Origin of the sequence: Luteimonas yanweni, from assembly GCF_039548475.1 — a bacterium.
Taxonomy (GTDB): Bacteria; Pseudomonadota; Gammaproteobacteria; order Xanthomonadales; family Xanthomonadaceae; genus Luteimonas.
The window spans coordinates 198,565-221,319 of sequence record NZ_JBCLVC010000013.1; the positions used below are offsets into that span (position 1 = coordinate 198,565).

The following is a 22,755-nucleotide window of genomic DNA, read 5'->3' on the forward strand; positions in this document are numbered from 1 at the left end:
GCGTAAAGTACCGCCTTGGCCGGAGGGAACCGGCAGTCCGTACACAGGGGGACGCGGGCGCGTCCGGGAGAATGAAAGGCATGTCGGCAGTCATCACCATCCACGGGCGGCAGGACGCCGGCGCCGGTCGATCGTCGCCGCTCGCGAGCGGGGCATCCGGGCGCCCGGTCGCCTACGGCGACGATGGCGGCGTGGCGCTGTCGGATTTCCTGGCCGAGGTGCGCGGCGTCGCCGCGCTCCTGCCGGACCGGCCGTTCGCGGTGAACCTGTGCGAAGACCGCTACCGGTTCCTGGTCGCGTTCGCCGCCGCCGCCGTGCGCGGCCAGGTGACCCTGCTGCCGCCCTCGCGCACGCGCGCGGCGATCGACGAGGTTCGTGCGCGGCACCCCGACAGCTATTGCCTGGGCGATGCCGACGCCTGCGGCTGCGCCGACATCGCTCCGCTGCCGCACTACCTGCGCCTCCCCGACGCCCTGCCGCGCCTGCCTGGGGACATGCCGCGGGTGCCCGACGCCGCCACGGTGGCCATCGGCTACACCTCGGGCAGCACCGGGGCGCCCAAGGCCAACGCCAAGACCTGGGGCAGCTTCGCCACCAGCACCGCGCAGAACATGGCCGCGCTGGACGGCCTGCTGTCCGCCGGCGCCACCGCGCACGTGGTGGCGACCGTGCCGCCACAGCACATGTACGGCATGGAGATGTCGGTGCTGCTGCCGCTGGTCGGCGGCGTGGCGGTGCACCAGGCGCGCCCGTTCTTCCCGGTCGACATCGCCGCCGCGCTGGCCGCCGCGCCGCTGCCGCCGCTGCTGGTGACCACGCCGGTACACCTGCGCGCGCTGGTCGAATCGGGCGTCAGGCTGCCGCCGCTGGCCGGCATCATCGCCTCCACCGCGCCGCTGCCGCCGGCGCTGGCCATGGCCGCGGAAGCCGCCTTCGGCTGCGAGGTGCGCGAACTGTTCGGCTCCACCGAGACCTGCATCCTGGCGCGCCGGCGCACGGCCATCGAAGAGGCCTGGACGCTCTTGCCCGACGTCGAACTGCAACCGCAGCCTGATGGCACGCTGGTGCATGCGGCGCACCTCGACAAAGCGGTGGCGCTGGCCGACATCGTCGAACTCCAGCCCGGCGGCCGATTCCGGCTGTGCGGACGGCAGTCGGACCTGCTGGAGATCGCGGGCAAGCGCGCCTCGCTGGGCGACCTCACCCATCGCCTGCTGGCGATCGACGGCGTCCGCGACGCGGCGCTGGTGCAGCTTGCGCCCGATGCCTGCGGCGTCTGCCGCCTGGCCGCCGCGGTGGTGGCCCCGGGCCTGGACGAGGCCGCGATCAGGAGCGCGCTACGCCAGGTGGTGGATCCCGTGTTCCTGCCGCGGCCGCTGCGGCTGGTGGATGCGCTGCCGCGCAACGACACCGGAAAGCTCCCGCGCCAGGCATTGCTGGACCTGCTTTCGGGGGCCTGACGGCCTGCGCGCGCGCCGACGTCGCCATCACGGGCGACTCCCCAGACTGGCGTTGCGCCGTACCGGCGAGGACCAATCCGGAGGATCCATGAATTTCATCATCTATCTGATCGTCGGCGGCATCGCCGGCTGGCTTGCCAGCATCATCATGCGCACCGATGGCCAGCAGGGACTCCTGCTGAACATCATCGTCGGCATCATCGGTGGCTTCCTGGGCGGCTGGCTGCTGCCCATGCTCGGCCTCGGCCTGGGGGGCGGTTGGCTCGGCTTCCTGATCACCGCGCTGATCGGCGCGATCGTGCTGCTGGCGATCGTCAACCTGTTCCGGCGCGGCAGCGTGCGCTGACACAGCGCCGCATACGCGGTTCGAGGAGGCCCGGGATTCCCGGGCCTTTCTCGTTTTCCGGCAGGGACCGCATGGCCGCTCCTATCGCGGGATGTCGAGCTCCACCCAGGCGGGGGCGTGGTCGCTGGGGCGTTCCCACGTCCGCGGTTCGCGGTCGATGCCTGCGGCGACCGCCGCCCCGCGCAGCGCATCCGAGACCAGCGTGAAGTCGATGCGCAGCCCGAGGTCGCGGCGGAAGGCGGCCTGGCGGTAGTCCCACCAGCTGAACACCCCTGCCTCGTCGCTGTGCAGGCGAAAGGCGTCGTGCAGGCCAAGGTCGAGCAGCGCCTGCAGCGCGGCGCGCTCCGCGGTTGAGGTCAGGATGTGGGTCTCGTTCCACACCTCCGGGTCGTGCACGTCGCGCGCGTCGGGCGCGATGTTGAAGTCGCCCAGCACCACCATCTTCGGGTGCCGCTGCAGCTCGTCGGCCAGCCAGGCGTGCACCGCCGCCAGCCAGCGCAGCTTGTAGGCGTACTTGTCGGTGCCCACGTCCTGGCCGTTGACCACGTAGAGGTTGACGATGCGCACGCCGTCGACGGTGGCCGCGATCACCCGCTTCTGCTCGTCCTCGAAGCCGGGAATGCCGTATTGCACGTCGCCGATGGCGCGCTCGCGGGCAAGGATCGCCACCCCGTTGTAGGTCTTCTGGCCCAGGAACACGCTGCGGTAGCCGAGCGCGGCCAGCGCGTCGTCCGGGAAGCGCTCGTCGTCGAGCTTGGTCTCCTGCAGGCCGACGATGTCTGGAGCGAAGGCCTGCAGCCACTGCTGCAGGTGCGGCAGGCGGACGTTGAGCGAGTTCACGTTCCAGCTGGCGATTTTCATTGCGTGCGTGGTCCACGTTGTTGGCTGAGCCCGGTAATCCTGACTGAAAGGCGGAAATCTTTCCCGGTGCCTGGTCAAGCCATGAAATCCGGGCCCCCGAACAGATCCGGGCACGCCGGGCATCGCCGTGAGCCAGGGCCGGGCGGCGGCGGCCATGTCCCGGCTAGAATCCACGGATGCACACCATCCGCTCCTACCGGGGCCAGCTCCCGAAGCTCGGCGCCCGCGTCTACGTCGACCCCGCTGCCGTCGTCATCGGTGACGTCGAGATCGGCGACGACAGCTCCATCTGGCCCACAACCGTCGTCCGCGGCGACGTCAACTTCGTGCGCATCGGCGCGCGCTGCAACCTGCAGGACGGCACCATCGTCCACGTCAGCCACGCCGGGCCGCATTCGCGCATGGACGGCTATCCCACCCTGATCGGCGACGACGTCACCATCGGCCACGGCGCGATCGTCCACGCCTGCCGTATCGGAAACGGGGCGCTTATCGGCATGGGCGCGACGGTGATGGACGGAGTGGTGGTCGAAGACCACGGCTACGTCGGCGCCGGTGCGCTGGTGGCCCCGGGCAAGGTGGTGCGCAGCCGCGAGCTGTGGCTCGGCAACCCCGCGAAGATGGTGCGCGTGATCGACGACGCCGCGGTGGAAGGCCTGCTGTACAGCGCCGCGCACTACGTCCGGCTCAAGGACGACTACCTCGCCGCCGGTTGAGCCCGTGGTGTCTTGTGGGGGCGACCATGGCTGTGTCGCATGGACCGTGCACCTGTGGGAGCGGCCATGGCCGCGATCGGGTTGCCTCAATCGCGGCCATGGCCGCTCCCACAGGGGGCGCAGGTGGGTCGGGGGCTCGGGCTCAGTCGGCGGTGACCAGGTGCGCGTGCTCCGCGCGCAGCTCACCGTAGATCTCGTCGGTCTCCGGCCGCACGCCGTGCCAGCGTGCGAACGACAGCGCCGCCTGCTCCACCAGCATGCCCAGGCCGTCGACCACCGCGTATGCGCCGCTGGCGCGACCCCAGGCCAGGAAGGGAATGGCCGCCTCGCCGTAGTTCAGGTCGACCGCGGCCATGCGCCGGCCGACCAGCGAACGCGGCAGGGTCGGCAGCCCGCCGCTGCGCGCGGCCGAAGTGGCGTTGACCACCAGCTCGAACTCGCCCAGCGTGCCGATGTCGGCCATGTGCCGCGGATGCACCCGGCCGGGCTGCCCGAGCAGGTCGGCCAGCGCGTCGGTGCGGGCCGACGTGCGGTTGACGATGTAGAGGTCGCCGATGCCGGCGTCCAGCAGCGACGGGGCGACGCCGCGCGCGGCGCCGCCGGCGCCGATCAGGAGCGTGCGGCGCGCGCGCAGGTCGAGGGCGTGGCGGCCGGTGAGGTCGCGCACCAGGCCTTCGCCGTCGGTGTTGTCGCCATGCCAGTCTTCCCCGTTGCGCACCAGGGTGTTGACCGCACCGGCGCGGCGCGCGCGCTCGGTGGTGTCGGCACAGAGCGCCAGCGCTTCCTGCTTCAGCGGCAGGGTGACGTTGGCGCCCGCGCCGCCGCGCTCGGCGAACTCCGCCAGGCGGGTGCGGAAGTCGCCGATGTCGGCGTCGATGGCGGCGTAGTCGATGGCGATGCCGGCGTCACGGCCGAAGGCGGCGTGGATGCGCGGCGACAGCGAGTGCGCGACCGGATGCCCGAACACTGCGTAGTGCTTCATGACTGTCTCCCGGGAGCGTGGCGGCGCGCGGCGCGCCGCCGATGGCCCGAGTCTACGCCCCGGCTCAGCGTTCGCCGAGCCAGCGCGCGGCGTCGAGCGCGAAGTAGGTCAGCACGCCGTCTGCGCCGGCGCGCTTGAAGCCGAGCAGGGACTCGAGCACGCACTCGCGTTCGTCCAGCCAGCCATTGGCCGCGGCGGCCTTCAGCATCGCGTACTCGCCGCTGACCTGGTAGGCGAAGGTCGGCACGCCGAAGGCGTCCTTCACCCGCCGCACCACGTCCAGGTAGGGCATGCCCGGCTTCACCATCACCATGTCGGCGCCCTCGTCGAGATCGGCGGCGACTTCGCGCAGGGCCTCGTCGATGTTGCCGGGATCCATCTGATAGGTGCGCTTGTCGGCCTTGCCCAGCGCCGACGCCGAGCCCACCGCATCGCGGAACGGCCCATAGAACGCGGAGGCGTACTTGGCGGCATAGGCCAGGATGCGCGCGTGCACGTGGCCGTCTTCTTCAAGCGCCATGCGGATCGCGCCGATGCGGCCGTCCATCATGTCGCTGGGTGCGACCACGTCGGCGCCGGCGCGGGCGTGTGACAGCGCCTGCTTCACCAGCGCCTCGACGGTGACGTCGTTCTGCACGTAGCCGGCGTCGTCGACGATGCCGTCCTGGCCGTGGCTGGTGTAGGGATCAAGCGCGACGTCGGTGATCACGCCGAGCTCCGGGAAGCGCGACTTCAGCGCACGCACGGCGCGCTGGCAAAGGCCGTCGTCGTCCCAGGCCGCGATGGCGTCGAGCGACTTCGCTTCGGGCGCGGTCACCGGGAACAGCGCCAGCGCCGGGACGCCCAGCGTGCTGGCCTGTTCGGCCTCGCGCAGCAGCTCGTCGATCGACATGCGCTCGATGCCGGGCATGGAGGGCACGGCCGCGCGTCCCCGGGGCTCGTGCACGAACACGGGATAGATGAGGTCGTCGACGGTGAGCGTGTGCTCGCGCATCAGGCGGCGCGAGAACGCGTCGCGGCGCATGCGCCGGAAGCGGGTGTCTGGATAGGCCATTCGGCCATTCTACGTCGCGAAGGTGTGCTCGGCAGCCAGCCTGGAACGCCAACCGGTTACGACGGATGTCGGCCTGGCGCCTTCCCTCCCGGCCACCGGAAATGGCCTGGAGCACAAAAAAGCCGGCGCCCCCTGGGGGCGCCGGCCTTGGTTCACATCACGGATTTACAGTCAAAGCGAGCACTTGCGCAGCGAGGCTTCCGCGCTGGCCGGGATCGCGTCAACCGCACGCAGCGAGGCGATGAACGGCGCGAGGCACGCCGCCACGCCGGTCCTGGCCCGCACCGTTGAGCGGCAAAGGGCATCGGCGGCCTGCAGCTTGGCGCCGCCGACCAGGCCCGGGACGTCCGCGTCGAGCACCGGCACGCCGGTGTCGCAGCGGCCGCCACGGGTCTTGGCGGTGCTGTCGTTCAGGCCCCAGCCGAGGTCCGAATACAGCGCAGGCGTCAGGTCCAGGCGCAGCGTGCCATCCAGGTCCTGGTTGATCGACGGCTCCATCAGCGCGTTGGGCGAGTGGCTGACGTCGAAGTGCGAGAACGTGGAGCCCTGGGCGAGGACGGCCGGCGCGTACATCAGCGCACGACCGGAGTCGTCCGTGCCGGCGAAGCTGTCCTCTTCCAGTTCCAGGGCCAGGGTCGCGCCCGGGATGCCGCCCTTCAGCAGGGTGCCATCGGCCAGCGAGACGCTGATCGTGGGCACGGTGGCGTTCACGGTGGCGTCTTCGGCCATCTGGATCACGCCGGCGACGTTGTTGGCGACCACGACCGCGACCGCACCGGCATCCTCGGCCATCTTCGCCTTGATCTCGAATGCGCAGGTGCCGCGGTCGACGATGGCGATCTTGCCGGCATAGGCACCGGCGGGCGAGGCCACGCAGCCATGGTTCGGGTTCGCGCTGCCGTCGTTGACCAGCACCAGTTCGCCGTTGAAGTTGGCCGGGGTGGCCGGTGCGCCGAACGCCGCCGTGCCGAACGCGAACTCGCCGCTGACGGTGCCGCCGCCGGTGAGCGTGATCTTCGGTGCCAGTGCCATCGGCACCTGGGCGGTGACCGCGGCGCCGGTCCAGGCCAGGCCGCCGCCGATCGCCGCCGCCTGGCGCTGGGAGTTGGTCATGTCGATCCAGTCCAGGCCCGACACGTTGTCGAACACGAAGCTGGAGTAGATGTCCGGGTAGCCGCTCTGCGGGGCGCCGCTGGCCAGGCTGTAGAAGCCCTGGAAGTTCAGGCCGTGGCCGATTTCGTGCATCACCACGTCGAGGAAGTTGATCAGCCCCGTGGGGGTGTTGCCGTCCAGGCCGTAGTACCAGCCCGAGGTCTCCATGCAGCCGGGCGAACCCAGGTTGGCGTTGAAGTTGCTGTTGATCTCGTCCTCGCCCTCCGTCAGGTCCACGCCGGTGATCGAGTTGGCCAGCGCTTCGCCGTACCAGGTGCCGGGCACGGCGCCCTCGAAGTCACGCTGGATGAAGCGCGCGCCGGCCGAGCCGAGCACGCCACCGGTGGCGGTGCAGCTCAGCGCGGTGAACTGGGCGCGGACGCGGATCGGCTCCTCGCTTTCCAGCACGGCGCCCCAAAGGTCGGCGGCGAACTGGTAGGCGATCTGGCGCTGCTCGCCGACGGTCTTGCCGGGGTTGCCGCCCACCGGCACGGCCGGGGTGGGATCGTTGAGGCCGACGCCCGGGGCGTTCATGTTGACCGGGATGATGGTCGCGGCGCTGGCGGCGCCGATGGCGAAGGTCGAAGCGGCTGCGAGTGCGCAGGCAAGGATCGTCTTATTCACGGGCGGACTCCACGGTGGTCGCGGGCGCGGCATGGCCGTCGGCGTCGCCGTGGCCGATGACGATCGAACCGTCCTCGAGCTGGGTGGCGGTCAGGTAGGACATCATGTCTTCGGACACCTGCATGCTGACGCGGCCGTCGCGGTGGCGCCTGGTGGTGCGCTCGGCTTCGGCGCGGGTCTTCGGGCCCGGCTTGGCGATCGACATGCGGTCGGCGGTGCGCAGGCGCGACGCGGCCGTGGCGGCCTTGCGCAGCTCGGCCTGTTCGGCGGCGGTCGGTGCGCGCAGGCGGCCGGTTGCGGGATCGATGGCGACGGTGACGCCGGCATAGGAACCGGTGGCGGGCGTATCGGCAGTGACCGGTTCGGCCGCGTGCGCGGCGAAGCCGACGGACAGGCCGGCCAGCATCAGCAGGGTGGTGCGTTTCATTGGGGTCAATCCTCGGAGTCGAGGCACCCGGGGAGCCGTGGCCGGAGCCACCGTTCCCCCCGAACGGTGCCTTCGTGGTCAATGCGAAGGTGGGCAGGCCGTGTCGTCGTGGCCCGTCCCGAATATGCAATATGTCCGGAATCCACTCAATCGTGCGCTGCAACAAGACGCATGCGCATGGCCACGCGGTCCTCAGGCGGGCGGAGCGCCGTGCACGCCGTCGATTTCCACCGCCAGTTCCTGGCGACAGATCGCCGCGTGCAGCAGCAGGCGCGGCACCGCTGCGCCGAAGCGCCGGTCCAGGGCTTCGGCCACCAGCGGCAGGTCGTGGCGGTCGCGCACGTAGACCTTCAGCCGGGTACCGGCGCCGAAGCGGATCGGCAGCGCGGGATCGTGCACGCGCGCCGCGCCGACCAAGGCGTCGAAGTTGGCGAAGGTCTCCTCGAGCTGCGCCAGCAGCTCGCCGTCGTGCATCGAGGCGTGGCCGACCACCGCCGCGGTGCCCGAGAGCAGCAGCGGCATGGCGCTGCCGGCGGGAGGCAGCATCGCCCGCGCGAAGCTGGGCGCCTGCGGGCCGTACTGGCGCGGATAGCGGTATGCGCTGACCTGGCGCGGGTTCTCCACCGGCGTGCCCGGGGCCGCCGCGGCCAACCAGTACACCTGCACCACGCGCTCGCCGTCGCAGCGGCCGATCGCGGTCGCCGCCGGCAGCGTGCGCACGTCGAAGTCGCCCAGCCCGCGGGCGCGCCCGACGCAGAAGGCGCGGTAGCGCTCGTCGTCGCCGCTGCCCAGGGTGATGGCGTCGACGTAGTTCCACACCCGCAGCAGGTGGGGGGTGCGGCTGCCGGTGGTGAACGCCGCCAGCCGTGCATAGGCGTGCCGCGCGGCCTCCTGGATGTCGCCGTCGCGCTCGGGAACCTCGATCACGCCGAACAGCAGCTGGCCGTCGCTGGCCCAGCGCACGCCGTCGTCGCGGCCGCGGACGACCGGGGCGCTGCCGTGCCAGACCTCGAAGCCCCCCGCGTCGTGAGGTTCGAGCGGCACCCGCAGGTAGCGCGGATCGGCGTCGGTGGCGGGCGCCGCGCTGCCGAAGCCGAACACCGCCAGCACGTCCCCGCATTCCAGCAGGGTTGACGGGGACGGGGCATCGACGTACTCGACCGAGAGCCGGGGCACGCCGCCGGCGTGGCCGTGCGGTGGGCGGGCGTGTGTGTCTTCTGCGGGGTTGTGCATTTCGCGGCGCGCGGGGCCATGCGATCATCGGGGGCAGAATGATAGCCGCAACGGAAGCCGCCGCATGTCCACCCAGTCCCCCGCCGAACGCGAACTCGCCGAACTCCTGGTCGAAGCCCTGAGCCTGGACGATGTCGAGCCCGCTTCAATCGATCCCGAAGCACCCCTGTTCAACGCCGGGCTCGGCCTGGACTCGATCGATGCGCTCGAGCTCGCGCTGGCGGTCGGCAAGCGCTACGGCTTCCAGCTGCGTTCGGACAGCGAGGAGAACCGCCGGATCTTCGCCTCGCTGCGCGCGCTGTCGGCACACGTCGAAGCGAACCGCGCCTGACGCCGGCGCCCCGGGAGCCCGCCATGGGCCTGGCGCTCACGGTCGCCATGGCGGTGGCCTATGCCGTGCTCGCGCACCTGGCCAGCGCCACCCTGGATGATCGCTACGCCTACGCCGCCCTCGTATCGCTGGTGGCGATGATGCTTGCCGCCGGGCTGGTCGCGCGCCGCGCCTGGGCCTGGGTGGCGCTGCCGCTGGCGCTGGCCGCCTGCCACCTGCTGTACCGCTCCGGCCACGCCGGACTGCCGCTGCTGGTGGCGCCGGTGGCCTTCGTGGGCGTGATCGCGTGGCTGTTCGCGCGCAGCCTGTGGGCGCCGCGCGGCGCGCTGATCACGCGCATCGTCGCTGCCGTCGACGGCAGCACCCCGGACACGCTGGCGCCCGACCTGCTCGCCTACAGCCGCGGCCTGACCGCGGCCTGGGCCGGCGTGCTGCTGCTTCTGGGCACGGCCAACCTCGCCCTGGCCCTGGTCGCCGAGCCCGGCGGCCTGCTTGCCAGCCTCGGCCTGCCCACGCCGGTGAGCATCACCCGCGAGCAGTGGTCGCTGTTCGCGAACATCCTCAACTACGGGCTGCTTGGCGGGTTTTCCGCCATCGAGTTCGCCTGGCGCAAGCACCGCTTCCCCGGTGAGCACGGCAGCTTCGTCGACTTCCTGCGGCAGATGGCGGGGCTGGGTCCGGCGTTCTGGCGCGATTTCCTGCGCTGAACGGGGGCCTGGGCGCGGCCTTTGGGTATGCTTTGCCGATGCAGCAGCGCGTCGACAACATGGTAGTGGCCGAACCGGCCCTGCAACGACTGGCCTGGCGCGTCCACAACGCGCTCGGCTTCGCCTTCACCCTGGCCTGGACCGCGGGCTGGATCAGCCTGTCGCTGCTGGTCATGCTGGCCACCCGCCGCCGCGACTGGGCGCTGCGCATGGCCGCGCGCTGCTGGGCGCCGGCGCTGCTGGCGGGGACCGCTGCGCGGCTCGAGGTCGAGGGTGCCGAAGCCATCGACTGGTCCCGGCCGCGCCTGCTGGTGTGCAACCACCAGTCGATCATCGACATCTGCGCGCTGTTCCGCGCCGTGCCGGTGCCGCTGCGCTTCCTGCTCAAGCAGGAAATGACCCGGGTGCCGTTCGTGGGCTGGTACGCGCGCGCCTGCGGCATGCTGTTCATCGAGCGCGACAATCCGCGCGCGGGGCCGCGCCTGCGCCGCGAAGCCGCCGCCTTGCTTCGCGACAACCACACGCTGTGCCTGTTCCCCGAGGGCACGCGCAGCCGCTGCGGTGCGGTGGCACCGTTCAAGGGTGGTGCGTTCCAGTCCGCGATCGACGCCGGCGTGGAAGTGCTGCCGGTGGCGATCGAAGGCGCTGGCGCTGTGCTTCCGCCGGACGGCTTCCGCGCGCGACCCGGCGTGATCCGCGTCCGCTTCGGCACGCCGCTGCCTACCGCAGGCAGTGACTCCAGCGCCACGGCCCGCCAGGCGCTGGCCGACGCGGCCCACGCCTCGGTGGTCGCACTGCTGCGCCAGGCATCCTGAGGCGCGAGCGCGGCCCGATGGAATTTGTTGTCGAACACGATCATCTCTGCCTGCCGGGTCACTTTCCCGGTCGACCGCTGGTGCCCGGCGTCGTGGTCCTCGACCACGTGCTGGCGGCGATCGACGCCGCGCAGGGTCCGCTGGGCGCGCTGCGCCTGGCGCAGGTGAAGTTCGCCAGCCCGCTTCTGCCGGGCGAGGCCGCGCATGTCGAACTCGCCGGCGAGGCGCCGCGCTGGCGCTTCCGCGTGCTTCGCGGGGACACGCTGGTCGCCTCGGGCGAAGTGGCGCGGGCATGACCGGCAGCTGGAAGCAGCGCCGCGAGGGTGGCGGCCGGGTTGCCGTGTGGCTGCTGAGCAAGGTCAGCCTGTGCGGCGGCCGCGGGCTGGCGCGGCTGCTGCTGTATCCGATCACCGGCTACTTCCTGCTGCGCCGCGGCGAGGAGCGGCGCGATTCGCGCGCCTACCTCGGCCGCGTGCTTGGCCGCCCCGCCCGGCTCGCGGATGTCGCGCGCCACATCCACACCTTCGCCGCGACTATCCTCGACCGCGTGTTCCTGCTCGGCGGCGACATGCGCCGCTTCGACATCCGGGTCAGCGGCCTGGACTCGCTGCATGCCGCGCTCGACCGCGGCCAGGGCGTGCTGGTGTTCGGCTCGCACCTCGGCAGCTTCGAAGTGCTGCGCGTGCTCGGCCGGCAGCGGCCGGAGCAGAAGGTGCGCGTGGTGCTGGACAAGGCGCACAGCCCGGCGGTGACCCAGCTGCTGGACGCGCTGAACCCGGACATCGCGGCCTCGGTGATCGACGCCGGCCAGGACGGCCCGGCGATCATGTTCGAGATCCAGCGGGCCGCGGCCGAGGGCGCGCTGGTGGCGCTGCTGGTTGACCGCACGCAGCCGGGCGGGACGTCGATCGGCGCACCCTTCCTGGGCAACGAAGCGCAGTTCCCGATGGCGCCGTGGCTGCTGGCTGCGGTGCTGCAGGTACCGGTGCAACTTGCCTTCGGCATCTACCGCGGCGGCAGGCGCTACGATCTGGTGTTCGAGCATTTCAGCGACGGCGTCGCGATCCCGCGTCGCGAGCGCGCGGCGGCGCTGCCGGCGCTTATCCAGCGTTATGCCGCGCGGCTTGAACATCATGTCCGCGATGCACCGTTCAACTGGTTCAATTTCTATGACTTCTGGGGCGACCTTGAACACAGCCGAAGCCAGCAGGACCGCATGCCACGCGGGCACGGACGGGGGTCCGCGGAGCGGGACGACCGCGATGGGGCGAACGGGGTGGATGCTGGCGGCGCTGCTGCTGGCGTCGATCGCGCTGCCGTCGGCCGCGCAGCCGGTGGCGGTCGATAGCGCCTGGATCCTGCAGCGCCTGGCGCGGCCGGCGCCGGTGCGCACGCCCTTCGTCGAACTGCGCGGCTCGCCCGTGCTGAAGGCGCCGTTGCGCATCGAGGGCGTGTACGCGCGCCCCGACGACGCGACCCTGGTGCGCGAGGTCCGCATGCCCTACGCCGAGACCACCACCATCCGCGGCGGCGAGGCGACCATCGCCCGCGGCGACCGCAGGCCGCGCACGTTCGCGCTGTCGCGGGCGCCGGAGCTTGCCGGGCTGCAGGCCAGCTTCGGCGCCCTGCTGGCCGGCGATGCGGCCGCGCTGCAGCGCGACTACCGCATCAGCGCCCGCGGCAGCCGCGAGGACTGGACCCTGCTGCTGGTGCCACGCGACGCGGCGCTGGCCGCGAACGTCCGCGACATCACCCTGCATGGCCGCGGCGCCGAATTGCGCTGCATCGAAACCCGTCCGGCCGAAGGCGAGCTGCAGCGCAGCCTGCTTGCAGGCGCCGCGCGCGCAGCGATCGCCGCCGGCGATGGCGCCGGCGATGGCGCCGCCTTCGAAGCCCTGTGCCGCAATCCCGGTGCCGCGGCGCAATGAGTCGCGCGCACAGGGGGCCGGCGGAACGCGCCGCGGGGGCACGATGAGTCCGGGGCGTCGCACCGCGCTGGCGCTGCTGTGGCTGGCGACGCTGCTGGTCGCCGGCTGGGCGATCGGCCAGCGGCTCGAGCTCAGCGGCGACCTGCGCCGCTTCATGCCCGAGCCGCGCACGCCGGCCCAGGCCCTGCTGGTCGATGAGCTCGGTGACGGCCCGGGGACGCGGCTGCTGCTGGTCTCGCTGTCCGGCGCGCCGCCCGAGGCCCTGGCCGCGCAGTCGCAGGCGCTGGCCGGGGCGCTGGGTGCCAATCCCGATTTCGAATTCGTCACCAACGGCGCCGATGCAGGGCTCGACGCCGTCCCGGAATCGCTGCGCCCCTACCGCTACCTGCTCTCGCCCACCTTCGACGACCGGCCGCTGGACGCCGCATACCTCGGCGAACAGCTCGACGAGCGCCTGCAGGACCTGGGCTCGCCGATGGCGGCGCTGGTGGAGCCCCTGCTGCCCGCCGACCCCACCCTGGAGATGCTGGTCCTGGCCGAAGCCTGGCAGCCCAAGGCCGCGCCGCAGCGCCTGCACGGGGTCTGGTTCGACGCCGCCGGCCGCGAGGCGCTGCTGCTCGCGCAGACCGGCGCCGCCGGCTTCGACCCCAGCGCGCAGCAACGCGCCTACGACGCCGTGTACGCGGCCTTCGCCGAGGTAGCGGGCGACAGCGGCGCCGCGCTGCACATGACCGGCCCCGGCGCGTTCTCGGTCGAGATCGGCGGCCGCACCGCGCGCGAGGCGCAGTGGATCGGCACCGTCGACAGCATCGCCCTGGTCCTGCTGCTGCTGCTCGCCTACCGCAGCTGGCGCGCGCCGCTGCTGGGCGTGCTGCCGCTGGCCACCGCGGGACTGGCCGGGCTGGGCGCGGTGGCGCTGGTGTTCGAGGCCGTGCATGGCATCACCGTCGCCTTCGGCTTCACCCTGATCGGCGTGGTCCAGGACTATCCGATCCACTTCCTCAGCCAGCAGCGCGCCGGCATCAGCCCGCGCGACAACGTGCGCGCGCTGTGGCCGGCGCTGGTCACGGGCGTGGTCGCGACCTGCATCGCCTATCTGACCTTCCTGTTTTCCGGCGTCGACGGCCTGCGCCAGCTGGCGGTGTTCACCATCTCCGCGCTGGCGGCGGCGGCCCTGGCGACACGCTTCGGCCTGCCGCCGCTGGTCGATCCCACGCCGCGCGACCTGGCCGACTCGCGGGTGCTGCAGGCGCTGTGGCGCGGCATCGGCCGCCTGCCGCGGCCGCGCTGGTCGCTGCTGGTGCTCGCGCTGGCCTGCGTCGCGGTGCTTGCCGGCGCGCGCGGCCCGTTCTGGGAGAACGACCTTTCGAAGCTGACCCCGGTGCCCGCCGAAGGCATGGCGCTGGACGCGCGCCTGCGCGCGGAACTGGGTGCGCCTGACGTCCGCTACGTGGCGGTACTGCGCGGCGCCGACGCCGATGCCGCCCTGGCGGCGGCCGAAGCGCTGCATCCACGCCTGGACGCGCTGGTCGCCGCGGGCGCGCTGGACGGCTACGACAGCGCCGCGCGCTACCTTCCGTCCGCGGCCACCCAGCGCGCGCGCCAGCAGGCCCTACCGGCGCCGTCCGCGCTGCGCGCATCGCTTGGCGACGCCCTGGCCGGCACGCCCTTCCGCGAGGACGCCTTCGCCCCCTTCCTGGCCGACGTCGAACTCGCGCGCGGCGCTCCGCCGCTGCAGCCGGGGAACCTTGCCGGCACGCCGCTCGCCAGCACCGTGCAGGGGCTTCTGCTTGAAGGTGACGGCGGCGCGGCGGCCCTGGTCTCGCTCAGCGGACTGGACGACGTCGATGCCGTGGCGCAGGCCGCGGCCTATGCCGGCGGCGAACTGCTGGACATGAAGGCCGCATCCGAGTCGCTGGTGGCCGAATACCGCGGCCGCCTGCTCGCCGCGCTGGCGCTGGCCGCGCTGCTGCTGGCGGCCACGGTGTGGATCGCGCTGCGCACTCCGGGGCGGGTGCTGCGCGTGCTGCTGCCGATGGCGCTGACCACGCTGGTGATCCTGGCCGTGCTGCGCGGCCTGGGCGTCGAGCTCAACCTGTTCCACCTGGTGGCGCTGATCCTCGCCGCCGGCCTGGGCCTGGACTACGCCCTGTTCTTCGAGCACGCCGGCGATCGCCGCGAGGACCAGCTGCGCACCCTGCACGCGGTGCTGGTCTGCAGCCTGATGACCGCGCTGGTGTTCAGCCTGCTCGCGCTGTCCTCGATCCCGGTGCTGCGTGCGATCGGAAGCACGGTCGCGATCGGCGTGGTCTCGAACTTCGTGCTCGCGCTGCTGGTGTCGCGCCACGACGCCGGATCCACCGCCGTGGGAACGGATGCTCCTGCCGTAAACGGCGCAATGCCGGGGGCAGGGGCATGATCGGCCGGGAGGAGATCCTCTCGCTGGTGCCGCACCAGGGCGCGATGTGCCTGTGGGACGAGGTCACCGCGTGGGACGCCGCGCGCATCGCGCTGCGCGCCCGCAACCACCGCGACCCGACGCACCCGCTGCGCAGCGCCGGCCTGCTGCGCGCGGTGCATCTGTGCGAATACGGCGCCCAGGCGATGGCCGTGCACGGCGGCCTGCGCGGGCGCGATTCCGGCGGCGCCGTCCGCCCGGGCATGCTGGTCGCGCTGCGCGGCGTGGACCTGCACGTGGCGCGGATCGACGACCTCGCTGGCGATCTCGAAGGCGAAGCCGAGCTGCTGATGGAAGGCGAGGCCAGCCAGCAGTACGCCTTCCGCATCCATCACGCCGGCGTGCTGCTTGCCGAGGGCCGCGCGGCGGTGGTGCTCGCGGATCCGGCGCGCATGCCGGGATAATCACGGCATGAGCCAGAACACCACGCCATCGCCCAGCGCGCCGTCCGCCACGGCACCGTCCTCCGCCGCGACCTCCGGGTCGGCGCGCTCCGGCGCCGCGCCCTCGGTGGCCGTCCCGCGCCGCGCGCTCGTCACTGGCGGCAGCGGCGACCTTGGCGGCGCGATCTGCCGCCAGCTGGCCGCCGATGGCGTTCACGTCATCGTCCATGCCAATGGCAATCGCGCGCGGGCCGATGCGGTGGTGGCCGACATCATCGCCGCCGGCGGCAGCGCCGGGGCCATCGCCTTCGACGTTGCCGATGGCGACGCCGCGGCCGAGGGCATCGCGGCGCTGCTCGAATCCGGTCCTGTGCAGATCGTGGTCAACAACGCCGGTATCCACGACGACGCGCCCATGGCCGGCATGTCCGCCGAGCAGTGGCGGCGCGTGATCGACGTGTCGCTGCACGGGTTCTTCAACGTCACCCAGCCGCTGCTGCTGCCGATGGCGCGCACGCGCTGGGGGCGCATCGTCAGCGTGTCCAGCGTGGCGGCGGTGCTCGGCAACCGCGGCCAGGCGAACTACGCGGCGGCCAAGGCGGGGCTGCATGGCGCCTCGAAATCGCTGGCCCGGGAGATGGCGAGCCGCGGCATCACCGTGAACGTGGTGGCGCCGGGCGTGGTCGCCGGGCGCATGGCCGAAGCCGCCTTCCCGCCCGAGGCGGTGAAGCAGATGGTGCCCGCCGGGCGCGCCGGGACCCCGGACGAAATCGCCGCCGTAGTGCGCTTCCTGTGCTCCGACGCCTCCGCCTACGTCACCGGCCAGGTGATCGGCGTCAACGGCGGCATGGGCTGAAGGCGGGCGGACCTGGATTCCCGGCGGCGGTGACACCGGATTCACCCGGGTGGGAAGATGATCGATCCCATCCCTGCCAGGTGACGCCATGACCACCGCCCGCGTGTTCCGCATCGCCGCCGCCAGCGCCGTGTTGCTCCTGGCCGGCTGCGCCTCGTCCCACATCCTCACCGGAACGCCGCGTGCGCCGATCGATCCGGCGCTGGTGCGCGTCTACCACGGCGCGCCTGGTGTCCCATATGAAGAAGTGGCCCTGCTCGAGACCTCCAGCGGCGCCTTCACCTACGGCGAGCAGAACAAGACCGATTCGGTGTTGCGCAAGCTGCGCGAAGAAGCCGCGTCGCTGGGCGCCAACGGCATCCTGTTCCAGGGCACGGCCGAGGGCTACGGCGGCGGCGGGGTCAGCGTGGGCGCGGGCACGGGACGCGTCGGCAGCCGCAGCTTCAGCAGCGGCGGCGTTGGCGTGAACATCAGTCCGCGTCAGAAGCACGCCCGCGGCGTGGCCATCTACCTGCCAAACCCGCCGCCGGAGCAGGTGCTGCCGCCGCAGCCGGTGCCGCAGCCGGTCGACTGAGCCGCAGCGTCAGCCGCGCTGCCGCGCGGGCGCCTCGGCCGCCGCGCCTTCCGGGGTCCCGCCGGCCACCGTCGCGCCCGGGGCCGACGCGGCCTGCGTCGCGCGCCGCCCCAGTGACAGGGTGACCAGCGGCCCGGTCATCACCGTGGTCAGGATCGCCATCACCAGCAGCATGGTGAACAGGTCGGGCCCGATGATCCCCGCGTCCAGGCCGACCTTGATCACGATCAGCTCCATCAGGGCGCGCGCGTTCATCAGCGAGCCCACCGCGAAGCTCTCGCGCCAGCCATGGCCGGACAGCCGCGCGCCGATCGCGCCGCCGGCCACCTTGCCGATCACCGCCACCGCCAGGATCAGCAGCATCGCGCCGAAGGCTGCGCCGGTGAATGCATCGGACGTGGTGCCGAGTCCGGCCAGGGCGAAGAAGATCGGCATCAGCACCACGATCGCGAGGTACTCGACGCGCTCGATCAGCGACTTCAGCAAGCGCTCGTCCCGCGGCAGGCAGGCACCGAACAGGAAGGCGCCGAAGACGGCGTGCACGCCCAGCCGGTCGGTGGCCGCACCGCAGGCGAACGCGCCGATCAGCAGCGCCGCCAGCACCATCAGCGAGGGGACGCCGTCGGCCGCGTGCGCGCGCAGCAGCCAGGCATAGAGCGGCCGCAGCAACGTGAACACGACCACGGCGATGATCGCCAGGCCCGCGGTGGCGCGAATGAAGCCGCCGTAGCCGTCGCCAGCGCCGACCAGGGCCACCACCAGCGCCAGCATGATCCAGGCGAGCACGTCAGCGATCGCGGCGCCGCCCAGGGCCAGCCGCCCCAGCGGCGTGTGGGTCATGCCGCGTTCCTTCAGGATGCGCGCCAGGATCGGGAAGGCGGTGATCGACATCGCCGCGGCCATGAACAGCCCGAACGGCACCAGGCCCACGCCCGCGGGTGCGTAGGGATGCAGCAGTGGCGATACCGCGAATCCGAGCGCCATCGGAACCAGTACGCTGGCCACGCCGACCAGGCCGGCGGACTTCAGCTGCGCGCGCACGCCGTCGGGCGCGCGCAGCTCGACGCCAACGATGAACATGAAGAGCACGAGGCCGAGTTCGGCCAGCGAGGCCAGGCCCGGCAGCGACTCCGGCGCGAACACCGAGGCATGGAGCCCGGGGAACCAGGCTCCGAACACGATCGGCCCCAGCAGCAGGCCGGCGGCCATCTCGCCGATGACCGGCGGCTGCCCGACATGGCGCAGCAGCAGCCCGCAGGCGCGCGCGGTAAGCAGGATGATGACCAGTTGCAGCAGGAGGGGGCTGTGATGCATGCGATCCTCGGGCGCGGTTCAGGCCGCGCTGTACCAGGCGTCGCCAAGCGAGGCCGGCTGCACGTCGGTACCGGCCAGCAGTCCGTCGAGACCGTGCTCGCCGATCGACGGGTGCAGGTCGCGCACGCGCGCCAGGATCTCCGCCGCCAGCGCCTCCATGCGCCCGACGTTGTCGGCGATGCGCGCGTCGAAGGCGTCGTCGTCGAGCGTGTCGCGCAGCGCGCGGTTGAGCTCGTGGAACCACTGGATCCCGTGCTGGTCGAGCGAGCGCCCGGTCCCCGCGGGCGTTGACCCCGCGGCGGCGTTGCGTTCACCCCATTCGCGCAGCAGCGGCTGCATGGCGGCGTTGAGCGCGCTGGCACGTTCGAACAGCGGCTGCAGCCGCCCGAACATGCCGATGTCGGTGATGCGCCCGGTGAAGAACGCGGGCGCCAGCAGCGCCCAGTAGAAGGTGTAGTCCCAGATCACCTTCACCGGCAGCACCTGCTCGTCGCCGAACAGTGCGTACTGGCCCTGGTAGAGCGTCATGGTGTTCTCGTAGAACGAGAAGAACAGGCGCTCGTACATCGACGCGTAAGGGGCGAACGGCCCGCCTGCGCGGTCGCGCGCGATCAGGTCGGCGATCTGGGTGTTGGCGATCGCGATGAAGTCACTGCCCGGCGAATAGAAAGGATCCAGGAACAGGCCCGCCTCGCCGGTCAGCGCCCAGCGCTCGCCGTACAGGCGGCTGCAGCCGTGCGAGAACCCGCGCAGGAAGCGGAAGTCCTTGACCGCGTGCCCTTCGAGCGCTGCGGCCACGCGCGGCTGGTGCCTGCGCAGCCACTCCGTGGCCTTGTCGTGGCTGTTCATGCCCTCCAGCGGATGCATCGCGGCGTCGCAGACGATGCCGAGCGAGTGCGCGCCCGAGGCCAGCGGGATCATCCAGAACCAGTAGCCGGTGCCGCACATGTGGTTGGTCGAGCGCCAGCGGTCCGGTGGCGTGCAGCGGGTGCGCCAGGCCTCGTCGTCGGACCAGTCGTTGGGGTCGAGGATGCCGTCGACCCGCCACCAGGCGGCATTGGCATCGTGGCCGTTGGCCTCGGCCAGGCCCAGCTGGCGCTTGAGCAGGCCGGCGCGGCCGCTCGCGTCGACAACCCAGCGCGCGGCCAGGCTGCCTTCGCCGCCGTCGCCCGACCAGGCGATGCGATGGTCCTCGTCGCCCTCGCCGAATTCGACCCCGCGCACCACCACGCCGTCGCGGAACCCGATGCCCATCGCCCGCGCGCGTTCGCCGAGCATGTTCTCGAAGCGGCCGCGATCGACCTGCCAGGACGGCGTCGGCAGCAGCTGGCTGACGCCGATCTCGGTGCAGCGGTCGATGTCGCTGCGGCCGTCGGAAAAGAAGAAGCGGAAGCCGAACTTGCGGATCTGCTCCCGGTCGAGGTGCTCGCGCAGCCCCAGCACGTGGGAAAAGTAGTGGGCGCCGATCTCGACCGTGGATTCGCCGACCTTGAACGCGGCCTCCGGCGCAGGATGCATGCGCCGTTCGAACACGGTGATAGAAAGTGCGGGATCGGCCTGGCGAAGCTGCAGGGCCAGGCTCAGTCCGGCCAGTCCGCCGCCCAGGATCGCGACGTCGACGCGATTGTTTTCGTCCATCATCGTTGGCCTCCACCGGCCTGAGCAGTGCCGCGGCCCTGGCCGGTGGGCGTGGGTGCTCCGTTGGCGTCGTCGATGACGGGCGGACGGCTGCGCGTGCGCGCATATCCGGCCATGACATCGCCCTGTCGCAGGACCTGGCCCACCACGTGCGAGGTGATCGCCCACAGGTCGCGGCCCAGGCGGAAGTGGCTCTTGCGGAATTCCACGCCGGGTTCGCACCCGGCATAGCGGGTTTCGATCGGCACCGCGACTATGCCGGCGCCGGCCTCGCGTGCGGCCGAGATCAGCATCTGCGCCTCGAACACGAAGCCTTCGCCCGGCACGCCCTGGAGGGTGAACACCTCCCGCGGGTACAGGCGCTGGCCGCTCTGGCTGTCGACCACGCGGAAGCCGCAGGCCCAGCTGATGCCCCAGTCGCCGAAATCGTTGCCCAGGCGCCGGTGCGGCGGCTGCGAGGCCCGCTTGCGCAGGCGCGCGCCCACGACCACGCAGCCCGGATGGCGGTTCGCGGCGGCGAGCAGGCGCGGGATGTCCGCGGCGTCGTGCTGGCCGTCGCCGTCCATGGTGACCACCGCGCGTGCGCCCAGGCGCGCGGCCTCGGCAAAACCGCTGCGCAGGGCCGCGCCCTTGCCCATGCGCTCCGGGTGCCGGACCACGCGAACGGGCAGGTCGGCGATGCGGGCCACGGTGTCGTCGTCAGAGCCGTCGTCGACCACGATCACCAGCGGCGCCTGCGCCAGCGCGCCCTCGACCACGTCGCGGATGCGCAGGGCTTCGTTGAGCGCGGGGATGACCACCGCGGTGTCCTCGCGGCGCAGCGGGATGACCTCACCCATGGGCCAGCTCCACCCGCAGCGTGCGGCCGTGGCCGGCGTGCAGCAGCGCGAGGTCGCCGCCGGAGGCCAGCGCGTCGAACAGCGGCAGCATCGGCGCCATGGCGTTGGCCGCGCCGCGGCGGGACAGGACGCCCTGGCCGGCGGGCGCGTCGCCGTCGACGAGGGTGGCGCGAAGGCTGATGCCGCCGCTGTCCCCATCGATGCCACCACGCGGGCCGGCGCCCAGCACGAAGGCGCCACCGAGCAGGCCGGTGCTTTGCGCCATCGCTCCCAGCGGACCGGCGCCGGCGGCGTCGTACGCGGCCAGGAGCACCGCGTCGTCGCCGCAGGCGAGCTGGACCAGCGCTTCCAGCAGGCCCTGGGCGAAGCTCGCGCGGTGCGCGCTCAGCGCGGTCGCCGGGCGCAGGCAGCCGGCACCGATGGTCCAGTAGCCGGCGGCGGCGTTGTGCACGGAGTTGTGGAATCTGGTCGGCGAGATCGCGCGCGGGTCGTCGGCCAGCGTCGCGCACATGTAGTCGGTGATCGCGAGGTCCCCGTGGGTGGAGGCGAACACCGATGGCAGCGACGCCGGTTCGCGGCCCGCGGCCTCGCAGGCGGCAAGCGCCACGTCCAGCGCCACCGCCACGGTCGGCGGCGCCCGGCGGCGCTCGTTGGGCGCCAGCATGCGCGGCGACGGCTTGCCGCTTTCCGTGGCGGGTGTCCCCGTTCGCGCGTGGTCGACCGCGGCCTGCCAGGACGGCAGGCCATCGGCCCAGAAGCCGATGCCTTCGATGCGTGCGCTCAGCGTGTTGAGCTTGTTCATGCGCGTCCGAACACCAGCGCGGCGTTGTTGCCGCCAAAGCCGAACGAGTTGTTCATCGCGTAGCGGATGTCCGCGTCCTCCGCGTTGTCGAAGCGGATCTGCGGGCCGCAGGCCGGATCCGGCGTCTTGCTGTGCAGGATGCCGGGCAACAGGCCGTGCTCCAGCGCGAGCAGGGCGAACACGGATTCCACGATCCCCGCCGCGCCCAGGGTGTGCCCGGTCCAGCCCTTGGTTGAACTGGCGTGCAGGGTGGCCGGGAACATCGCGGCCACCGCCGCCGCTTCGATGGTGTCGTTGGCCGGGGTCGATGTGCCGTGCAGGTTGAGGTAGCCGACATCGCCCGCGTCGATCCCGGCGCGGGCGAGCGCGTCGCGCATGGCCAGGCGCGCGCCGAGGCCTTCGGGATGGGGTGCCGACATGTGGTGGGCGTCGCTCGACTCGCCGTAGCCGCAGAGCCGCGGCGCGTCCCGGCCCGGCGCGGCGCGCTCCAGCAATGCGAAGCCGCCGGCCTCGCCCAGCGACAGACCATCCCGGTCGCGGTCGAAGGGGCGGCACGGCGAGGCCGAGACCAGTCCCAGCGAATTGAAGCCGAACAGCACGCTGCCGCACAGGGTGTCGACGCCGCCCACCAGGGCGGCATCGGCCAGCCCGGCATGGACCAGTCGCGCCGCCTGGGCGAACACCTTGGCGCTGGACGAACAGGCCGTGGCCACGGTGACGCAGGGCCCGCGCAGGCCGGTGGCCGCCTGTACGAAATCCCCCAGCGAGTGCGGCGTGTGCACGATCGGCCGCGCGAGGTCGTCCGGGAAGCGGGGTCCGCCACCGGCATCTTGCGCGAGGCGCGCGTAGGCCTCTTCGCTGGCGCCGATGCTGGACGTGGAGGTGCCGATGGCGATCGCCACCCGCTCGGCGCCGTGGCGCGCGCGGGCGCTGGCGATGGCATCCATCAGCCCGTCCTGTTGCAGCGCCATCCACGCCAGGCGGTTGTTGCGACAGTCCCACTGCGCGAGGCCGTCCGGCAGCCCGGCCGCCTCCAGTCCGTCCACGCGCCCGATCCAGGCCGCCAGCGGATCGGGCCCGAAGTCGTTGCTTCGCAGCCCGCCGCGGCGCGCGCGCAGCGCGTCGAGCTGGGGTGCGCGGCCGCGACCGAGCGCGGTGGTGGCGGTATAGGCGGTGATCGCCAGGGCCGGCATGGGGGAAGGCGACTGCGATGACGGCAAGGCGTGCACCCGGTGCGGGAAAGGCGCCGAGTATA

At 72.3% G+C, this 22,755-nt stretch carries 23 protein-coding genes and 1 pseudogene; 13 read left to right on the plus strand and 11 right to left on the minus strand.

The features are described from left to right. The first annotated feature begins 80 nt into the window (after window positions 1–80). Both WCE39_RS09325 and WCE39_RS09330 read left to right on the plus strand, forming a co-directional pair. The gene (locus WCE39_RS09325; RefSeq protein WP_343276408.1) at window positions 81–1,460 is read left to right on the plus strand and encodes an AMP-binding protein; all 1,380 of its coding nucleotides are present in this window, start codon (window positions 81–83) and stop codon (window positions 1,458–1,460) included. 88 nt (window positions 1,461–1,548) lie between these two features. Then, on the plus strand, window positions 1,549–1,806 hold the full coding sequence (locus WCE39_RS09330) for a GlsB/YeaQ/YmgE family stress response membrane protein (RefSeq protein WP_343255531.1): 258 nt from the start codon (window positions 1,549–1,551) through the stop codon (window positions 1,804–1,806). A gap of 81 nt (window positions 1,807–1,887) precedes the next feature. Here WCE39_RS09330 and xth read toward each other — a convergent pair whose 3' ends face one another. Next, window positions 1,888–2,667 carry an exodeoxyribonuclease III gene (xth, locus tag WCE39_RS09335; protein ID WP_343276409.1) on the minus strand — a complete coding sequence of 260 codons (780 nt, stop codon included), beginning with the start codon at window positions 2,665–2,667 and terminating at the stop codon, window positions 1,888–1,890. Between the two features lie 176 nt (window positions 2,668–2,843). Here xth and WCE39_RS09340 point away from each other — a divergent pair, with 176 nt between their 5' ends. Beyond that, a complete protein-coding gene (locus tag WCE39_RS09340) occupies window positions 2,844–3,383 on the plus strand; it encodes a gamma carbonic anhydrase family protein (protein WP_343276410.1) in 540 nt (179 codons plus the stop codon). A 142-nt stretch (window positions 3,384–3,525) separates the two neighbouring features. On the opposite strand, the gene aroE is transcribed toward WCE39_RS09340, so the two are convergent. The 5 genes from aroE to WCE39_RS09365 form a co-directional block, all read right to left on the minus strand. Next, a complete protein-coding gene (gene aroE, locus WCE39_RS09345; protein WP_343276411.1) occupies window positions 3,526–4,365 on the minus strand; it encodes a shikimate dehydrogenase in 840 nt (279 codons plus the stop codon). Between the two features lie 64 nt (window positions 4,366–4,429). Further along, window positions 4,430–5,419 (minus strand): porphobilinogen synthase, encoded by a 990-nt coding sequence (gene hemB, locus WCE39_RS09350; RefSeq protein ID WP_343276412.1) that lies wholly within the window; start codon window positions 5,417–5,419, stop codon window positions 4,430–4,432. A 171-nt stretch (window positions 5,420–5,590) separates the two neighbouring features. Continuing rightward, window positions 5,591–7,195 (minus strand): PA domain-containing protein, encoded by a 1,605-nt coding sequence (locus WCE39_RS09355; RefSeq protein WP_343276413.1) that lies wholly within the window; start codon window positions 7,193–7,195, stop codon window positions 5,591–5,593. Continuing rightward, window positions 7,188–7,622 (minus strand): post-PEP-CTERM-1 domain-containing protein, encoded by a 435-nt coding sequence (locus WCE39_RS09360; protein WP_343276414.1) that lies wholly within the window; start codon window positions 7,620–7,622, stop codon window positions 7,188–7,190. Before WCE39_RS09360 ends, WCE39_RS09355 begins: the two co-directional genes overlap by 8 nt. A 192-nt stretch (window positions 7,623–7,814) precedes the next feature. After that, the gene (locus WCE39_RS09365) at window positions 7,815–8,855 is read right to left on the minus strand and encodes a chorismate transformation enzyme, FkbO/Hyg5 family (protein WP_343276415.1); all 1,041 of its coding nucleotides are present in this window, start codon (window positions 8,853–8,855) and stop codon (window positions 7,815–7,817) included. 64 nt (window positions 8,856–8,919) lie between these two features. Between WCE39_RS09365 and WCE39_RS09370 the strand changes: the two genes are divergently transcribed. The 10 genes and pseudogenes from WCE39_RS09370 (at window position 8,920) to WCE39_RS09415 (ending at window position 16,907) form a co-directional block, all read left to right on the plus strand. Beyond that, entirely contained in the window at window positions 8,920–9,186 is a 267-nt protein-coding gene (locus tag WCE39_RS09370) for a phosphopantetheine-binding protein (protein ID WP_343276416.1), read from the plus strand. 23 nt (window positions 9,187–9,209) lie between these two features. Beyond that, window positions 9,210–9,893, plus strand: coding sequence for a COG4648 family protein (locus WCE39_RS09375; RefSeq protein ID WP_343276417.1), 684 nt, complete (start codon window positions 9,210–9,212; stop codon window positions 9,891–9,893). 59 nt (window positions 9,894–9,952) lie between these two features. Continuing rightward, complete coding sequence (locus WCE39_RS09380) at window positions 9,953–10,708, plus strand: lysophospholipid acyltransferase family protein (protein ID WP_452299578.1); 756 nt, start codon at window positions 9,953–9,955, stop codon at window positions 10,706–10,708. A 17-nt stretch (window positions 10,709–10,725) separates the two neighbouring features. Beyond that, the gene (locus WCE39_RS09385) at window positions 10,726–11,004 is read left to right on the plus strand and encodes a hypothetical protein (RefSeq protein ID WP_343276419.1); all 279 of its coding nucleotides are present in this window, start codon (window positions 10,726–10,728) and stop codon (window positions 11,002–11,004) included. Next, window positions 11,001–11,888, plus strand: a pseudogene (locus WCE39_RS09390) (LpxL/LpxP family acyltransferase); the annotation flags it as partial. The gene WCE39_RS09385 and the pseudogene WCE39_RS09390, both read left to right, overlap by 4 nt. Before the next feature lie 100 nt (window positions 11,889–11,988). After that, entirely contained in the window at window positions 11,989–12,636 is a 648-nt protein-coding gene (locus WCE39_RS09395; protein WP_343276420.1) for a LolA-related protein, read from the plus strand. Between the two features lie 43 nt (window positions 12,637–12,679). Continuing rightward, window positions 12,680–15,055: an MMPL family transporter gene (locus tag WCE39_RS09400; RefSeq protein WP_343276421.1), complete on the plus strand. Its 2,376-nt coding sequence runs from the start codon at window positions 12,680–12,682 to the stop codon at window positions 15,053–15,055. Then, a complete protein-coding gene (locus tag WCE39_RS09405; RefSeq protein WP_343276422.1) occupies window positions 15,052–15,498 on the plus strand; it encodes a phosphotransferase in 447 nt (148 codons plus the stop codon). Before WCE39_RS09400 ends, WCE39_RS09405 begins: the two co-directional genes overlap by 4 nt. A gap of 7 nt (window positions 15,499–15,505) precedes the next feature. Next, a complete protein-coding gene (gene fabG, locus WCE39_RS09410) occupies window positions 15,506–16,333 on the plus strand; it encodes a 3-oxoacyl-ACP reductase FabG (RefSeq protein WP_343276423.1) in 828 nt (275 codons plus the stop codon). Window positions 16,334–16,421: 88 nt separating this feature from the next. Next, entirely contained in the window at window positions 16,422–16,907 is a 486-nt protein-coding gene (locus WCE39_RS09415) for a hypothetical protein (RefSeq protein ID WP_343276424.1), read from the plus strand. 9 nt (window positions 16,908–16,916) lie between these two features. On the opposite strand, the gene WCE39_RS09420 is transcribed toward WCE39_RS09415, so the two are convergent. From WCE39_RS09420 to WCE39_RS09440, 5 genes are read right to left on the minus strand one after another with little or no spacing between them, the layout of a single operon-like run. Continuing rightward, window positions 16,917–18,221, minus strand: a complete 1,305-nt coding sequence (locus WCE39_RS09420) for a cation:proton antiporter (RefSeq protein ID WP_343276425.1) — start codon at window positions 18,219–18,221, stop codon at window positions 16,917–16,919. Window positions 18,222–18,239: 18 nt separating this feature from the next. Beyond that, window positions 18,240–19,859: an NAD(P)/FAD-dependent oxidoreductase gene (locus WCE39_RS09425; protein WP_343276426.1), complete on the minus strand. Its 1,620-nt coding sequence runs from the start codon at window positions 19,857–19,859 to the stop codon at window positions 18,240–18,242. Beyond that, window positions 19,859–20,698: a glycosyltransferase family 2 protein gene (locus WCE39_RS09430; protein WP_343276427.1), complete on the minus strand. Its 840-nt coding sequence runs from the start codon at window positions 20,696–20,698 to the stop codon at window positions 19,859–19,861. The genes WCE39_RS09425 and WCE39_RS09430 overlap by 1 nt, the downstream gene beginning before the upstream one ends. Beyond that, window positions 20,691–21,500 carry a beta-ketoacyl synthase chain length factor gene (locus WCE39_RS09435; RefSeq protein WP_343276428.1) on the minus strand — a complete coding sequence of 270 codons (810 nt, stop codon included), beginning with the start codon at window positions 21,498–21,500 and terminating at the stop codon, window positions 20,691–20,693. The genes WCE39_RS09430 and WCE39_RS09435 overlap by 8 nt, the downstream gene beginning before the upstream one ends. Then, window positions 21,497–22,693 (minus strand): beta-ketoacyl-[acyl-carrier-protein] synthase family protein, encoded by a 1,197-nt coding sequence (locus tag WCE39_RS09440; protein ID WP_343276429.1) that lies wholly within the window; start codon window positions 22,691–22,693, stop codon window positions 21,497–21,499. The genes WCE39_RS09435 and WCE39_RS09440 overlap by 4 nt, the downstream gene beginning before the upstream one ends. Between the last annotated feature and the right edge of the window lie 62 nt (window positions 22,694–22,755).

Bases quoted from the DNA above. Each gene is read 5' to 3' on its own strand.
- WCE39_RS09405 (WP_343276422.1), top strand. From the start codon at position 15,052: ATGATCGGCCGGGAGGAGATCCTCTCGCTGGTGCCGCACCAGGGCGCG.
- fabG (WP_343276423.1), top strand. From the start codon at position 15,506: ATGAGCCAGAACACCACGCCATCGCCCAGCGCGCCGTCCGCCACGGCA.
- WCE39_RS09325 (WP_343276408.1), top strand. From the start codon at position 81: ATGTCGGCAGTCATCACCATCCACGGGCGGCAGGACGCCGGCGCCGGT.
- WCE39_RS09420 (WP_343276425.1), bottom strand. From the start codon at position 18,221: ATGCATCACAGCCCCCTCCTGCTGCAACTGGTCATCATCCTGCTTACC.
- WCE39_RS09415 (WP_343276424.1), top strand. From the start codon at position 16,422: ATGACCACCGCCCGCGTGTTCCGCATCGCCGCCGCCAGCGCCGTGTTG.
- WCE39_RS09340 (WP_343276410.1), top strand. From the start codon at position 2,844: ATGCACACCATCCGCTCCTACCGGGGCCAGCTCCCGAAGCTCGGCGCC.
- WCE39_RS09385 (WP_343276419.1), top strand. From the start codon at position 10,726: ATGGAATTTGTTGTCGAACACGATCATCTCTGCCTGCCGGGTCACTTT.
- WCE39_RS09400 (WP_343276421.1), top strand. From the start codon at position 12,680: ATGAGTCCGGGGCGTCGCACCGCGCTGGCGCTGCTGTGGCTGGCGACG.
- WCE39_RS09360 (WP_343276414.1), bottom strand. From the start codon at position 7,622: ATGAAACGCACCACCCTGCTGATGCTGGCCGGCCTGTCCGTCGGCTTC.
- WCE39_RS09380 (WP_452299578.1), top strand. From the start codon at position 9,953: ATGGTAGTGGCCGAACCGGCCCTGCAACGACTGGCCTGGCGCGTCCAC.
- WCE39_RS09375 (WP_343276417.1), top strand. From the start codon at position 9,210: ATGGGCCTGGCGCTCACGGTCGCCATGGCGGTGGCCTATGCCGTGCTC.
- WCE39_RS09440 (WP_343276429.1), bottom strand. From the start codon at position 22,693: ATGCCGGCCCTGGCGATCACCGCCTATACCGCCACCACCGCGCTCGGT.
- WCE39_RS09430 (WP_343276427.1), bottom strand. From the start codon at position 20,698: ATGGGTGAGGTCATCCCGCTGCGCCGCGAGGACACCGCGGTGGTCATC.
- WCE39_RS09365 (WP_343276415.1), bottom strand. From the start codon at position 8,855: ATGCACAACCCCGCAGAAGACACACACGCCCGCCCACCGCACGGCCAC.
- hemB (WP_343276412.1), bottom strand. From the start codon at position 5,419: ATGGCCTATCCAGACACCCGCTTCCGGCGCATGCGCCGCGACGCGTTC.
- WCE39_RS09435 (WP_343276428.1), bottom strand. From the start codon at position 21,500: ATGAACAAGCTCAACACGCTGAGCGCACGCATCGAAGGCATCGGCTTC.
- aroE (WP_343276411.1), bottom strand. From the start codon at position 4,365: ATGAAGCACTACGCAGTGTTCGGGCATCCGGTCGCGCACTCGCTGTCG.
- xth (WP_343276409.1), bottom strand. From the start codon at position 2,667: ATGAAAATCGCCAGCTGGAACGTGAACTCGCTCAACGTCCGCCTGCCG.
- WCE39_RS09330 (WP_343255531.1), top strand. From the start codon at position 1,549: ATGAATTTCATCATCTATCTGATCGTCGGCGGCATCGCCGGCTGGCTT.
- WCE39_RS09395 (WP_343276420.1), top strand. From the start codon at position 11,989: ATGCTGGCGGCGCTGCTGCTGGCGTCGATCGCGCTGCCGTCGGCCGCG.
- WCE39_RS09370 (WP_343276416.1), top strand. From the start codon at position 8,920: ATGTCCACCCAGTCCCCCGCCGAACGCGAACTCGCCGAACTCCTGGTC.
- WCE39_RS09425 (WP_343276426.1), bottom strand. From the start codon at position 19,859: ATGGACGAAAACAATCGCGTCGACGTCGCGATCCTGGGCGGCGGACTG.